Here is a 13,011-nt window from a genome sequence, read left to right on the forward strand (position 1 = left end):
TGGCTTTAGCGGGCAACGACGACCCGCTGTTCACTGGCTTCGTCGTCGAGGCACTCGGCGCCTTGCGGCACGTCCACAGCCCCTTCCCACTTGGCCACCACGGCGGTGGCAATGGCGTTGCCCAGCACATTCGTCACAGTGCGGCCCATGTCCAGGAAGTGGTCAATGCCCAGCACCAGCAGCAGCCCGGCGTCAGGCAGGCCAAACATGGGCAGCACAGCGGCCACCACCACCAGCGAGGCACGCGGCACGCCAGCAATGCCTTTGCTGGAGACCATCAGCACCAGCAGCAACATGAGCTGCGTGCCCAGCGCCAGCGGAATGTTGTAGGCCTGCGCCACGAACAGCGCGGCGAAGGTGGTGTACATCATGGAGCCATCGAGGTTGAAGGAGTAGCCCAGCGGCAGCACAAAGCTGGTCACGCGGCTGCGCACGCCAAAGCGCTCGAGCTGCTCCATGAGCTTGGGATAGACGGCCTCGCTGCTGGCCGTGGAGAAACCCACCAACATGGGCTCACGCACCAAGCGCAGCAGGCGCCAGACGTCGCCGCCCAGCACCAGGTAGCCCGCGCCGATGAGCAGGGCCCACAGCGCAGCCAGCGCCAGGTAGAAGGAACCCAGCAGCTTGCCAAACACCAGCAGCATGCCCAGACCCTGGGTGGTGATGACGCCGGCCACGGCGCCAAACACGCCCAGCGGCGCGAAGCGCATCACATACTCGGTGACACGCAGCATGACCTGCACGATGTCCTCCATCACCAGCACCAAGTGGCGCGGTGCTTTGTGGTGCAGCTGCCCCAGCGCCAGGCCGAAGAACACACTGAAGACCAGCATCTGCAAGATCTCGTTGGCCGCCATGGCCTCCACGATGTTCTTGGGGAACACGTGCGAGACAAAGTCCTTGAGGTTGAGCGCATTGGTCTTGATGTTGGTGCTGGCCGAGACTTCAGGCAGCGGCACGCCCAGCCCGCTGCCGGGCTGCAGCACATTGGCAAACACCAGGCCCAGCAGCAGCGAACAAAACGAGGCCACCACAAACCAGCCCAGCGCGCGCACGCCGATGCGGCCCACGGTCTTGGAGTCCCCCATGCCAGCAAGACCCGCCACCAATGTGGCCACCACCAGCGGCGCGATGATCATCTTGATCATGCGCATGAACACGTCGGTGAGGATGCTGAAGTAGTAGGCAATGTCCTTGGCCTGCGCCGCGCTGGCGGCCCAGACGTTGCAGACATAACCCACGGCAATGCCCAGCAACAGGGCAATGCCGATATAGCTTGTGAGGCGATTGGCTTTCATCACGAAGAGTCCTTCAGTTCAGTTCAGGGGCGTGTGACCTTGACGGGCCAGCGCTGGGGTGCCGTCAGCACCTCGGGGCGCAGCACTTCGGCGAGCTGCTGCTCGCTCATGAGGCCCATTTCCAGCACGATGTCTTTGACGCCACGGCCGCTGCGGTGCGCCAGGGCGGCCACCTCGGTGGCGGCGGCATAGCCGATGTAGGGGTTGAGCGCGGTGACGATGCCGATGGACTGCTCCACGCTGTGGCGCAGCCGCTCGGGGTTGGCGGTGATGCCGTCCACGCACAGGTCAGCCAGCGTGTAGGCCGCGCGGCGCAGGTGCAGCACGCTCTTGAACAGGCTGTGGGCAATGATGGGCTCAAAGGCGTTGAGCTGCAGCTGCCCGGCCTCGGCGGCAAAGGTCACGGTCATGTCGTTGCCGATCACCTCAAAAGCCACTTGGTTGACCACCTCGGGGATCACGGGGTTGACCTTGCCGGGCATGATGGAGGAGCCCGCCTGGCGCGCAGGCAGGTTGATCTCACCCAAGCCTGCGCGCGGGCCGCTGGAGAGCAGGCGCAAGTCATTGCAGACCTTGGAGAGCTTCACAGCCACGCGCTTGAGCACGCCCGAGAGCTGCACAAAGCCACCGCAGTCCTGCGTGGCTTCGATCAGGTTGGGCGCCGTCACCACCGGCACTTTGGAGACCCGCGCCAGCTCGCGGCAAACCCCGGCCGCGTAGTCGGGGTGGGCGTTGATGCCCGTGCCAATGGCCGTGGCCCCGAGGTTGATCTCACACAGCAGCGCAGCGGCTTCTTGCAAGCGGGCCTCGTCCTCGCCCAGCATCACCGCGTAGGTGGAAAACTCCTGGCCCAGCGTCATGGGCACGGCGTCCTGCAGCTGCGTGCGGCCCATCTTCAGCACATCGGCAAATTCCTCGGCCTTGCGCTCAAAGCTCTGGCGCAAATACCCCAGGGCCTGCACCAAGGACGTGATGCCCGCGTGGGTGGCCAAGCGCAGCGCCGTGGGGTACACGTCGTTGGTGGACTGGCTCATGTTGACGTGCTCATTGGGGTGCAGGTGGGCGTACTGCCCCCGCGAGTGGCCCATCAGCTCCAAGGCCCGATTGGCAATGACCTCGTTGGCATTCATATTGGTCGAAGTGCCGGCACCGCCCTGGATCACGTCCACCACAAAGTGCTCGTGCCACCGCCCCTCCATCACCTCCTCGCAGGCCGCCACGATGGCGCGACAGCGCGGCTCATCCAACAGGCCCAGCAGGTGGTTGGTGCGCGCCGCTGCGAGCTTGATCTGCGCCAGCGCTCGAATCAGCTCCGGGTAGATGGCGATGGGCACGCCGCTGATGTGGAAGTTTTCCAAGGCCCGCAAGGTGTGCACGCCGTAATAGGCCTCGGCAGGGACTTCGCGGTCGCCCAGCAAGTCGTGCTCAAGACGGCTCTGGGCTGCAGCAGGGGGAGGGATGGGGCGCATGGGAGATCTCCTTTGAACAGCCACCGGCCCTGTCAGGGCGCGGCAGCGGCATGCCTTGTCTTTTGCACGCTCCGTGCCAGGCCGGGTGCTGCGCTAAGTGCTTGATTTGGCTCAGCCCAGCGCCCCACGCGCACGACTTTCCGTACGCCCCCTGGCCGCAGGCGTTCGGCTTTCCGAATGCACTCGCCCGGATTCCTGACGCCAACGCAAAGCTGTTTTTCACCGCGCCACGGCCGTCTTCTTCGAACAACTCTAGGGAAAACCCCCCAAGCACAAGGGCGTGGTGGCTTCACCCTCTACAGGTAAGCTGGACGTCAGACTCGGGGCGAGGACCGCACACACTTGGCGGCCTATCCAACCCAATCCTGGAGGGAAGCACAGATGCGAATCGGAATCCCGCGCGAGAGCGCAGCGGGTGAGGCACGCGTGGCCGCCACGCCGGAAACCGTCAAGAAGCTGGTGGGGCAAGGGCATGAGTTGCTCGTGCAACACGGCGCCGGTGGGGCTGCTGGCGCCACCGACGAGGCCTACGCCGCGGCCGGTGCGCAGCTGGTGGATGCCCCCACCGCCCTGGGTGCAGCCCTGGTGCTGAAGGTGCAGCGGCCCGACACGGCAGAGCTGGCGCAGATGCAGCGCGGCGCCGCACTGGTGGGCATGCTCAACCCCTTTGACAGCGCCGGGCTGGCGCAGCTGGCCCAGGCCGGGCTGAGCGCGTTTGCGCTGGAGGCGGCGCCGCGCACCACGCGTGCGCAAAGCCTGGACGTGCTTTCCAGCCAGGCCAATGTGGCGGGCTACAAGGCGGTGCTGCTGGCCGCCCACCACTACCCGCGCCTCTTTCCCATGCTGATGACGGCCGCAGGCACCATCAAGGCCGCACGCGTGGTGGTGCTGGGCGTGGGCGTGGCAGGCCTGCAGGCCATTGCCACGGCCAAGCGCCTGGGCGCCACGGTGGAGGCCTCGGACGTGCGTCCGGCGGTGAAGGAACAGGTGGAGAGCCTGGGCGCCAAATTCATCGACGTGCCCTACGAGACCGACGAAGAGCGCGAGGCCGCCCAGGGCACGGGCGGCTATGCGCGGCCCATGCCCGAGAGCTGGCTGCAGCGCCAGCGCGCCGAGGTGGCCAAGCGCGTGGCGCTGGCCGATGTGGTCATCACCACCGCCCTCATCCCAGGCCGCGCCGCGCCCACGCTGCTGAGCGAGGACATGGTGCGCTCCATGCGCGCGGGCTCGGTGGTGGTGGACCTGGCCGCGGGCAAGGGCCCGCAGGGGCATGACGGCAACTGCCCCCTCACCCAGGCCGGGCAGACGGTGGTGGCGCATGGCGTGACCCTGGTGGGCCTGAGCAATGTGCCGGCCCTGGTGGCCGCCGATGCCTCGGCCCTCTACGCGCGCAATGTGCTGGACTTTCTCAAGCTGGTGCTGCCAGCGGGTGCCGCAGCCCTCGAGCTGCCCGCAGACGACGACATCGTCAGCGCCTGCCTGGTCACGCACAACGGCAGCGTTTTACGCAAAGGCTGAGCCCCGTATGGACACCGTATCCCCCACCCTCGTCAACCTCATCATCTTCGTGCTGGCCATCTACGTGGGCTACCACGTGGTGTGGACGGTCACCCCGGCCCTGCACACGCCGCTGATGGCCGTGACCAATGCCATCTCGGCCATCGTCATCGTGGGCGCCATGCTGGCCGCCGCGCTGACTGAAACGGCGCTGGGCAAATACCTGGGCACCTTTGCCGTGGCCCTGGCCGCGGTCAACATCTTTGGCGGCTTTTTGGTGACGCGGCGCATGCTGGAGATGTTCAAGAAGAAGGAGAAGCAATGATGAGCATGAACCTGGTCGTGCTGCTGTACCTGGTGGCCAGCGTCTGCTTTATTCAGGCGCTCAAGGGGCTGTCGCACCCCACCACCTCCATCCGGGGCAATGTGTTTGGCATGCTGGGCATGGCCATTGCCGCGCTCACCACGGTGGCGCTCATCGTCAAGCTGGCCTCGCAGCAAGGGCTGGCCAACCCCTACTTCGGTTTGAGCTATGTGTTGGCGGGCTTGGTGCTGGGCGGTGGCCTGGGCGCCTATATGGCCAAGAAGGTCGAGATGACCAAGATGCCCGAGCTGGTGGCCTTCATGCACAGCATGATCGGGCTGGCGGCGGTGTGCATCGCCATCGTGGCGGTGGTGGAGCCCTGGGCCTTCCAAATCACCACGCATGGCGGCCCCATCCCGGGCGGCAACCGCGTGGAGCTGGCGCTGGGGGCCTTCATCGGTGCGGTGACCTTCAGTGGCTCCGTGATTGCCTACGGCAAGCTCTCGGGCGGCTACAAGTTCCGCCTCTTCCAGGGCGCGCCGGTGCAGTTCCCGCTGCAGCACCCGCTCAACCTGGTGCTGGGGCTGGCTGCGCTGTTCTTCTGCTTTGGCTTTTGGCATTCACAAAGCCTGATGGACTTTGCCCTGGTCACGGCGCTGGGCCTGCTGCTGGGGGTGCTGCTCATCATCCCCATCGGCGGCGCGGACATGCCGGTGGTGGTGTCCATGCTCAACAGCTACTCGGGCTGGGCGGCGGCGGGCATTGGCTTTTCGCTCAACAACAGCATGCTCATCATTGCCGGCTCGCTGGTGGGCAGCTCGGGGGCCATCCTGAGCTACATCATGTGCAAGGCCATGAACCGCAGCTTCTTCAACGTCATCCTGGGTGGCTTTGGGGGTGATGCAGCCGCGGCCCAGACGGCGGGCGCGCAGCGCAGCGTCAAGAGCGGCAGCGCCGACGACGCGGCCTTCATCCTCGGCAACGCCGACAGCGTCATCATCGTGCCCGGCTATGGCTTGGCGGTGGCGCGCGCGCAGCATGCGGTCAAGGAGCTGGCACTCAAGCTCAGCGCCAAGGGCGTGACGGTGAAGTACGCCATCCACCCCGTGGCCGGGCGCATGCCGGGCCATATGAACGTGCTGCTGGCCGAGGCCGAAGTGCCCTACGACCAGGTGCATGAGATGGAAAACATCAACGGCGAATTCGGCCAGGCCGACGTGGCCATCGTGCTGGGCGCCAACGACGTGGTCAACCCGGCCGCGCTGCAAAAGGGCTCGGCCATTTACGGCATGCCGATTCTGGAGGCCTACAAGGCCCGCACCATCATCGTCAACAAGCGCTCCATGGCCGCGGGCTACGCGGGCTTGGACAACGAGCTGTTCTACATGGACAAAACCATGATGGTGTTTGGCGACGCCAAAAAAGTCGTGGAAGACATGGTCAAGGCCATCGAATAGCCCCACCATGCCGTGCCCGGGTCTTGCTGCATCCGTCTCGGTGCGCTATCGAATCCCCTGATGGGGCGCGGGCACGACGCGCCGACAATCGAGATGTCGTTTTGGGAGAAGGACGTGATGGACAAACTCTGGCTGAAGCACTACCCCGCAGGCGTGCCAGCAACCTTGGACTACAGCGTTTACAGCACGCTGCTGGATTTGATTGAGACTGCATTCAAGAAGCATGCCGCCCTGCCCGCTTACAAGATGATGGGCAGCAGCCTGGACTTTGCCCAGGTAGACAGCGCCTCCCAGGCTCTGGCCGCTTACCTGCAACACCTGGGCCTGGAAAAGGGCGACCGCGTCGCCCTCATGATGCCCAACATCCCCCAGTACCCCGTGGCCGTGGCCGCCGTGCTGCGCGCGGGCTTTGTGGTGGTCAACGTCAACCCGCTCTACACCCCGCGCGAGCTGGAACACCAGCTCAAGGACTCCGGCGCGCGCGCCATCATCATCCTGGAGAACTTCGCCGCCACGCTGCAGCAGGTGCTGCCGCAAGTGCCCACGCGCCATGTGTTGCTGGCCTCCATGGGCGACATGCTGGGCTTCAAGGGCATGCTGGTCAACGCCGTGGTGCGCCACGTCAAAAAGCTGGTGCCCGCTTTTGAGATCCCCCAGGCCGTGAGCTTCATACAGGCCCTGGCCCAGGGCCGCGCCCTGCCCTACACCCGCCCCACGCTCAACGGCAACGACATCGCCGTGCTGCAGTACACCGGCGGCACCACGGGTGTGTCCAAGGGTGCCGTGCTGCTGCACCGCAATCTGGTGGCCAACACCCTGCAGGCCGCCGCCTGGTACCAGCCTGCGCTCAAGAAGCTGGCCGAAGGCGAGCAGCTGGTGCAAATCAGCGCCCTGCCGCTCTATCACATCTTCGGATTCACCACCAATCTGATGCTGTCGCTGCACGTGGGCGGCTGCAATGTGCTCATTCCCAACCCGCGTGATCTGCCGGGCCTGTTCAAAGAGCTGGCGCGCCAGCGCTTTCACTGTTTGCCGGCCGTCAACACCCTGTTCCTGGCCATGGCCAACCACCCCGGTTTTGCCAGCGTGGACTGGAGCTCGCTCAAACTCTCGGTGGGCGGCGGCATGGCAGTGCAACAGGCCACGGCCAAGCTCTGGCTGGAGAAAACCGGCTGCCCCATCTGCGAGGGCTATGGCCTGTCTGAGACCTCGCCCGTGGCCAGCTGCAACCCCACCGACTCCAAGGCCTACACCGGCACCATTGGCATGCCCGTGCCCGACACCGAACTGGCCCTGCTGGACGACGACGGCGCCCCGGTGCCCGAAGGTACGGCGGGCGAAATCGCCATCCGCGGCCCGCAAGTCATGGCCGGCTACTGGCAGCGCCCCGACGAAACCGCCAAGGTCATGACAGCCGACGGCTTCTTCCGCAGCGGCGACATCGGCATGGTCGACGAGCGCGGCTTCTTCCGCATCGTGGACCGCAAGAAGGACATGATTCTGGTCAGCGGCTTCAACGTCTATCCCAACGAGATTGAAGACGTGCTGACGCAAATGGAAGGCGTGCTGGAATGCGCCGCCGTGGGCGTGCCCGATGCGCACAGCGGCGAGGCCGTGAAAGTGGTGCTGGTGCGCAAGAACCCGCAACTCACCGATGCCGACGTGCGCAGCTACTGCGAGACCCACCTCACCGGTTACAAGCGACCCAAGCTGATTGAATTCCGCACCGAGCTGCCCAAGACACCGGTGGGCAAAATCCTGCGGCGCGAGCTGCGCCAATCAAGCTGATCGGGCGGGCTCCACCGCATCGAGCCCCCAAAATGCAAGGCGCCGCCAGAGCGTCTCTACCGTCGGCGCGCGAGGAGGCCGCTGTGCTCGAACAACGTTACGAAAAGACCGAGGCCGGACGCCAGGAAATCCGCCAACGCCAGCTCGTGGCCTCGCGCGCAACACGCACGCTGCTGCTGCTCATCACGCCCGAAAAGCCCGCCGCCCAATGGCTGGGGCTGGTGCAAGGCGCACAGGCCCAAGACCTGGCGCAACTGCTGGAGCTGGGCCTGCTGGCCCGCCAAGCTCGCCGCAGCCGCCAAGGCGCGGGCCCGATCGGCAGCACCGACAGCAGCCTGCCCAGCTCGCAGTTCTCATCCCCGCCCAGCGACTGGGCCGACCTGAGCCGCTGGCCTCACAGCCGCCTCAGCAACACCGCCCCCCTGCTGCCCGACAACTGGGCGCAGCGCCCGCCCACGGCCACGCCGCCCAAGTCCCGCTACGAAGCCCTCTACGCCCGGCTCACTGAACTGGCCAGCAAGCAGCTGGGCCTCATCAAAGGCTACCGCTACAGCCTGGACATCGAACGCGCCGCCGACATCGACGCCCTGCTCAAAGTGGCCGAGCGCTTGGTCGCCGACATCGAAGCCACCCACGGGCGCATCCGCGCCCGCGCCGTGCGCGAACACCTGGGTTTGAGCGCCTAGCCCCGCAAGAGGCGGCGGCGCTGGCACACTAGCCGGTTTGTTCACGCCTTGTGTTGTTGCGCCATGCCTGCCCGCATCTTTGTTGACACGCCGCTGCACGCGGACAGTGCCGAAATCAGCCTGCCCGCCGCGGCAGCCCGCCACGTGCAAGTGCTGCGCCTGCAGCCCGGCCACAGCGTGCTCGTGTTCGACGGGCGGGGCGGAGAATGGCAAGCCGAAGTCACCCACATGGGCCGCAGCGAGGTGCGCGTGCGCCTGCTGGCGCGCCACGTGGTGCAGCGCGAACTCAGCCACGGTGTGCACCTGGCCGTGGTGATGCCCGCCAACGACCGCATGGACGGCCTGGTGGAAAAAGCCACCGAGCTGGGCGCAGCCAGCATCCAGCCCCTCATGGCCGAGCGCTCCGTGCTGCGCCTCTCGGGTGAGCGCGCGCAAAAGAAATGCGCGCACTGGCTGGGCGTGGCCGTGGCCGCCGCCGAGCAATGCGGCCGCACCCAGTTGCCGCTGGTGCACCCCGTGCAAAACCTCGCCAGCTGGCTGGCCCAACTCAGCCCCGACAGCAGCCAACGCCGCTGGCTGCTCAGCCCCGGCGCCCAGCAAACCCTGGCCACCGCCCTGCCCCAGCCCGGCACCACCACCCTGGTGCTCAGCGGCCCCGAAGGCGGCCTCAGCCCCGCCGAAGAAGCCGCCGCCCTCGCCCGCGGCTTCACCGCCCTGGCCCTGGGCCCGCGCATCCTGCGCGCCGACACCGCCCCCCTGGCCGTGCTGGGCACGCTCTCATTGCTGGGTGCAGATGGGGTTTGATTGATGTGCCCCGGTCTGCCATCGTGCAATCAGGGCTGTTGTTGACACCACCTCGGCATCAAAGCCCAGGCGGGGGTGGTAGGCCGCGCAGGCCCTATGCGGGCGGCAGCTACTTGCCAACTTGTGCAGGCAGATTCGTCGTTTCCTTGCGGGTTACCAAATACAGGAGCGGGCCAAAAGAACCCGCAACCAAGGTAATGGTCAGCCATATCCATGGGTTTCGTCCAAGACCTTTGGCGTCGCGCCACATCCAAAAAATAAACAGCACTAGGGCAATAGCCAGATCAACTATGACCTGAATTCCGGCGAGGTTTTGAATTTGATACTTCAAAATCCCATCCGGCCCGTACTGCATCACCGCAGCGGCCGTCAGGGCACCAAATGCAAAAATTACAAGCATCAAAAATAGTCGTCTCATGACTTCAAATCTCTTTGGGGTTGCGCAAAATTCACCCCGACAGCCGGGCTTCGCAGCTGCTGACACAGGTATTCAGACAGCCAATCGCGCTTGAGCTGATACATCGTCGACACACAAGCCTTGGCTGCACTTTTGAGGGTGACGCACAGCCATATCGGGCAGGCAATGTGGTTTCTTTGATTTGTCTTGAATCTCAAGAGTAGACTGAAGTGCCTCGATTTCGACTCGCCTCCCCGTATTTGGGTGGAGAAGGCCAGCAGCGCCAGTGGCGCCGTGGGGACGGTGGGCCCACAGACTGCTTTTGCGCCCCGTAGGCCTAGCGTGCCCTCACGCTGCCCGGGTTGCGCTCATGGGACAGTCATACCCGTTCACCGTCGCAGGTCGCCGACGCCGCGCGGCCAGCGCCCCGATGCCGCCCAGCAACAGCGCCCAGTTGCTGGGCTCCGGCACCGCGCTGATGCTGTTGACGGTGAAGCTCACGTCGTGCTCGCCGTATTGCACGGTCAGCCCGTAGATCAGCCCATTGCCCTCGCCCCAGGCGGTGTCAAAGCTGCCACTGAAGCTGCCGCTGGTGTTGATCAGCGTGAACTGGTCGCCAATTTGCGCCTGGTAGTCGCTGAATTTCAGCAGCACCTTGCCGTCGTACACGGCGTTGCCCGACAGCCGCAGCAGCCCATGCGTGCTGCCGACTTGCAGGCCACCGGGCTGCGTGGCCGCGAAGTTGGCCTGTGCCGCCACATCAAAGCTCAGCATGGAGGGGTCAGCCAAGGTCATGGGGGCGCTGACCACCAGGCTGCCGCTGCGGCCCACGTGCAGCGTGCCCAGGCTGTTGTCCAGTGGGCTGGTGAGGTAGAGCGTGCCTCCTTCGGCGGCAATCACGCCCTGGTTGACGATGCTGCCACTGCCGTCGCCCACACCGCCTCTGCCGTACACCGTGTGCCCGGCGGCGATGGTCAGGGCCTGGCCGTTGGTTTGGATGTAGCCCACCTGGTTCTGGCCCAGACGCGTCTGCCCGCGGCCTGCCAGAGTGGTGTCGCCACGCAGGACCAGCGTGGAGGAAACATTGGGCACTGAGCCAGGCAAATTCAGTGTTCCTTCTACGGTGATGGTGCCTGTGGTGTAGAGCTTGTGACCTGGATCCATGGTCAAGCTGTCGGCAATGGTCACGTCGTTGAGGCGCAGGGAGTCCCCAGTCCTGAAGGTTCCGGTGAGCCTCAAGTTTTCGTAGTCGGCGCCGCCCAGCTTGCCCTGCCCCAGGCTTTGAATCGTGCCGCCGCTGATTGCGCCACTGACCCGCAGATCACCCCCATCGGCGACCTGCACCAGGCCCTGCGTGTTGTCAAAGGGAAGGTCTTTGCTGGACGCAATGTTGAGCGGGCTGCTGCCCTCGGCCAGCACCAGCCCCCGGTTGACGACGCGGCCTGTGCTGTCACCCAGGTAGCCCGAGCCACGCAGGGTGTGCCCCGCGGCGATGGTGAGCGTGGCATCGCCGGTGCTGATGGCCCCAGCCAGCCCCCCAGGGTAGGTGCTCATCACCGTTTGCCCGCTACCGGCCAACACGGTGTCGCCGCTCAGGACCATCAAGGACTGGATGCCCGGCCCGCCAGGAATGCTCAAGGTCCCAAGGTTGGTGATGGTGCCGGAGACTTCAATGGAGCTGCCAGCGTCAATCTGCAGTGAGCCGACCAGCGTCAGGTCCCGAAAGCTGCCTCTTTGCAGCGCAGCAGAGCCCACGCCCTCAATCCGCCCGCCATGCAAGGTGCCGCTGAGGTTGAGCGCGTTGCCATGGTCAATACGGACCACGCCCTGGGTGTTGTCAAAGGTCTTGTCGCTGCTGCTGTCCACCTCGATGTAGAGCGGGCTGGTGCCTTGCCCCCAGACCAAGCCCTTGTTGACGAAGCCCCCCGTTCCGTCGCCCAACAGGCCCTTGCCAGTCAGGACGTGGCCCGTGTCGATGGTGAGGGTGTAGCCGTTGTTGTTGATCGCGCTGGCATAGCGGCCACCGACCTGGCTCATGACGGTTTCGCCGCTGCCCGTCAGCAAGGTATCGGCACCCAGATTGATGCTGGCAAAGCCTCTGCTATCGGCCGCCAGGTTCAATGCACCGTGGTTGGTGATGGTGCCCCCGTAGACGGTGAGCGAGCTCCCCCCGACGATGCTCAGGCTGCCGCTATGGATGCTCAGTCGGCCAACACTGCGGATGCTGCTGAGGGTGACATCGGAGATGTTGAGGGCACTGGGGTTGGCGATCACCACGTCCCAAAAGCTGTTGTTGGGCACCACCTGAGTGCTCCAGCTCCCGCCGTCGTCCCAGTCACCGTAGCCGCCCAGCCAGACCGCTTCCAGTGCATGGGCTGAAGGCAGTGCCAGGCAAGCCGCCAAACCGGTCAAAGCGAGGTGAATCGTCCGACGCAAGGGAGAGGGGTACAGCGCACACCGTCCCGACAAGCGGGATGCAATAGGCAGTGAAGGCATGGGGAGCTCCTGTCGCTGGTCGAGCACGGAGGCGTGCCCGTGAGACGCAATGCTGGCGAAATGTCCGTTCGCCGTCGCCCACCCAGTCCTGTGGCAGCGCCTCGCCGACGTCAACCAAGAAAGGGACAATCACCCAGCGTTCGAGGGGTAGACATGCCGCCACAGCGAGCCCGGCGACATTCAATGGGCCGGTCCACATGGGCCCGCGGCGGGGTAGTTCGGCCGCACAAGCTTCGGCTTTGAGCTGCAGCCAGCGCGGCAGCAGGGCGACGATGGGGCGCAGGCGCCGAGCAGCGCTCACTGCTGGGTGCGGATGGGGTTTGATGGCGGCAGAGCTCTACAGCTCTTGCCCGATGCGGATCAGCGAACCGTTTTCATCAATCAGCGCAAACTCGCGCATGCCCCAGGGCTTGTCTTCAAGCTCGATGATGCGCGGCATGCCCGTCTTGGGCAGGCCAAGGGCCGCGTATTCGCGGTAGAGGGCGTCCACATCATTCACCCGGAAATAGCAGCCAAAGGCGGACTGCTGCGGCAGCAGATCCTCGTGCAAAAAGAAGTGAATCTCCAGCGTGCCCCGGTCTGCAATTGCGTAGTCGGGGGCCGGCGGCGTCGACACCACCTCGGCATCAAAGCCCAGGCGGCGGTAAAAGGCCAGCGTCGCCTCCATGGATTTCGCTGGCAGCACGGGGATTGAGCGGTCAACCTCAGTCATCGGTCTTCAAGAGGGCTATCGGCATTAAGAGGCGTCCGGACAGGGCAGCCGGTACAGATCGCGGGCCAGTCCATCGGGGAATACAGGGCGGGCCACTTTCACG

General features: G+C 65.3%; 11 protein-coding genes. 6 read left to right on the forward strand and 5 right to left on the reverse strand.

Annotated elements, in window-relative coordinates; all coding sequences use genetic code 11:
• Window positions 1-5: 5 nt before the first annotated feature.
• Window positions 6-1,298 carry a dicarboxylate/amino acid:cation symporter gene (locus tag ACG0Z6_RS05510; RefSeq protein ID WP_394459275.1) on the reverse strand — a complete coding sequence of 431 codons (1,293 nt, stop codon included), beginning with the start codon at window positions 1,296-1,298 and terminating at the stop codon, window positions 6-8.
• Window positions 1,299-1,321: 23 nt separating this feature from the next.
• The gene (aspA, locus tag ACG0Z6_RS05515; RefSeq protein ID WP_394459276.1) at window positions 1,322-2,767 is read right to left on the reverse strand and encodes an aspartate ammonia-lyase; all 1,446 of its coding nucleotides are present in this window, start codon (window positions 2,765-2,767) and stop codon (window positions 1,322-1,324) included.
• A gap of 381 nt (window positions 2,768-3,148) precedes the next feature.
• Between aspA and ACG0Z6_RS05520 the strand changes: the two genes are divergently transcribed.
• The 6 genes from ACG0Z6_RS05520 to ACG0Z6_RS05545 all read left to right on the forward strand — a co-directional run bounded on the left by ACG0Z6_RS05520 (window position 3,149) and on the right by ACG0Z6_RS05545 (window position 9,303).
• Window positions 3,149-4,285: a Re/Si-specific NAD(P)(+) transhydrogenase subunit alpha gene (locus ACG0Z6_RS05520; RefSeq protein WP_394459278.1), complete on the forward strand. Its 1,137-nt coding sequence runs from the start codon at window positions 3,149-3,151 to the stop codon at window positions 4,283-4,285.
• Window positions 4,286-4,292: 7 nt separating this feature from the next.
• Window positions 4,293-4,589, forward strand: a complete 297-nt coding sequence (locus ACG0Z6_RS05525) for an NAD(P) transhydrogenase subunit alpha part 2 (protein ID WP_394459280.1) — start codon at window positions 4,293-4,295, stop codon at window positions 4,587-4,589.
• Window positions 4,589-6,025 carry an NAD(P)(+) transhydrogenase (Re/Si-specific) subunit beta gene (locus ACG0Z6_RS05530; protein WP_394459282.1) on the forward strand — a complete coding sequence of 479 codons (1,437 nt, stop codon included), beginning with the start codon at window positions 4,589-4,591 and terminating at the stop codon, window positions 6,023-6,025. The genes ACG0Z6_RS05525 and ACG0Z6_RS05530 overlap by 1 nt, the downstream gene beginning before the upstream one ends.
• Window positions 6,026-6,142: 117 nt before the next feature.
• Window positions 6,143-7,813 carry a long-chain-fatty-acid--CoA ligase gene (locus ACG0Z6_RS05535; protein WP_394459989.1) on the forward strand — a complete coding sequence of 557 codons (1,671 nt, stop codon included), beginning with the start codon at window positions 6,143-6,145 and terminating at the stop codon, window positions 7,811-7,813.
• 83 nt (window positions 7,814-7,896) lie between these two features.
• Window positions 7,897-8,499 (forward strand): hypothetical protein, encoded by a 603-nt coding sequence (locus ACG0Z6_RS05540; RefSeq protein ID WP_394459284.1) that lies wholly within the window; start codon window positions 7,897-7,899, stop codon window positions 8,497-8,499.
• Between the two features lie 63 nt (window positions 8,500-8,562).
• Complete coding sequence (locus ACG0Z6_RS05545; RefSeq protein WP_394459286.1) at window positions 8,563-9,303, forward strand: 16S rRNA (uracil(1498)-N(3))-methyltransferase; 741 nt, start codon at window positions 8,563-8,565, stop codon at window positions 9,301-9,303.
• 109 nt (window positions 9,304-9,412) lie between these two features.
• Here ACG0Z6_RS05545 and ACG0Z6_RS05550 read toward each other — a convergent pair whose 3' ends face one another.
• The 3 genes from ACG0Z6_RS05550 to ACG0Z6_RS05560 form a co-directional block, all read right to left on the reverse strand.
• Entirely contained in the window at window positions 9,413-9,721 is a 309-nt protein-coding gene (locus ACG0Z6_RS05550; RefSeq protein WP_394459288.1) for a DUF2834 domain-containing protein, read from the reverse strand.
• A 327-nt stretch (window positions 9,722-10,048) separates the two neighbouring features.
• The gene (locus ACG0Z6_RS05555; RefSeq protein WP_394459290.1) at window positions 10,049-12,196 is read right to left on the reverse strand and encodes a PEP-CTERM sorting domain-containing protein; all 2,148 of its coding nucleotides are present in this window, start codon (window positions 12,194-12,196) and stop codon (window positions 10,049-10,051) included.
• 337 nt (window positions 12,197-12,533) lie between these two features.
• Window positions 12,534-12,908: a bleomycin resistance protein gene (locus ACG0Z6_RS05560; protein ID WP_394459292.1), complete on the reverse strand. Its 375-nt coding sequence runs from the start codon at window positions 12,906-12,908 to the stop codon at window positions 12,534-12,536.
• Between the last annotated feature and the right edge of the window lie 103 nt (window positions 12,909-13,011).

This window comes from Roseateles rivi (genome assembly GCF_043555845.1).
Lineage (GTDB): Bacteria > Pseudomonadota > Gammaproteobacteria > Burkholderiales > Burkholderiaceae_C > Roseateles > Roseateles rivi.

What these genes read in the sequence shown, in the direction of transcription:
- ACG0Z6_RS05510 (WP_394459275.1), bottom strand. Translation starts at nt 1,298, where the DNA reads ATGAAAGCCAATCGCCTCACAAGCTATATCGGCATTGCCCTGTTGCTG.
- aspA (WP_394459276.1), bottom strand. Translation starts at nt 2,767, where the DNA reads ATGCGCCCCATCCCTCCCCCTGCTGCAGCCCAGAGCCGTCTTGAGCAC.
- ACG0Z6_RS05520 (WP_394459278.1), top strand. Translation starts at nt 3,149, where the DNA reads ATGCGAATCGGAATCCCGCGCGAGAGCGCAGCGGGTGAGGCACGCGTG.
- ACG0Z6_RS05525 (WP_394459280.1), top strand. Translation starts at nt 4,293, where the DNA reads ATGGACACCGTATCCCCCACCCTCGTCAACCTCATCATCTTCGTGCTG.
- ACG0Z6_RS05530 (WP_394459282.1), top strand. Translation starts at nt 4,589, where the DNA reads ATGAGCATGAACCTGGTCGTGCTGCTGTACCTGGTGGCCAGCGTCTGC.
- ACG0Z6_RS05535 (WP_394459989.1), top strand. Translation starts at nt 6,143, where the DNA reads ATGGACAAACTCTGGCTGAAGCACTACCCCGCAGGCGTGCCAGCAACC.
- ACG0Z6_RS05545 (WP_394459286.1), top strand. Translation starts at nt 8,563, where the DNA reads ATGCCTGCCCGCATCTTTGTTGACACGCCGCTGCACGCGGACAGTGCC.
- ACG0Z6_RS05550 (WP_394459288.1), bottom strand. Translation starts at nt 9,721, where the DNA reads ATGAGACGACTATTTTTGATGCTTGTAATTTTTGCATTTGGTGCCCTG.
- ACG0Z6_RS05555 (WP_394459290.1), bottom strand. Translation starts at nt 12,196, where the DNA reads ATGCCTTCACTGCCTATTGCATCCCGCTTGTCGGGACGGTGTGCGCTG.
- ACG0Z6_RS05560 (WP_394459292.1), bottom strand. Translation starts at nt 12,908, where the DNA reads ATGACTGAGGTTGACCGCTCAATCCCCGTGCTGCCAGCGAAATCCATG.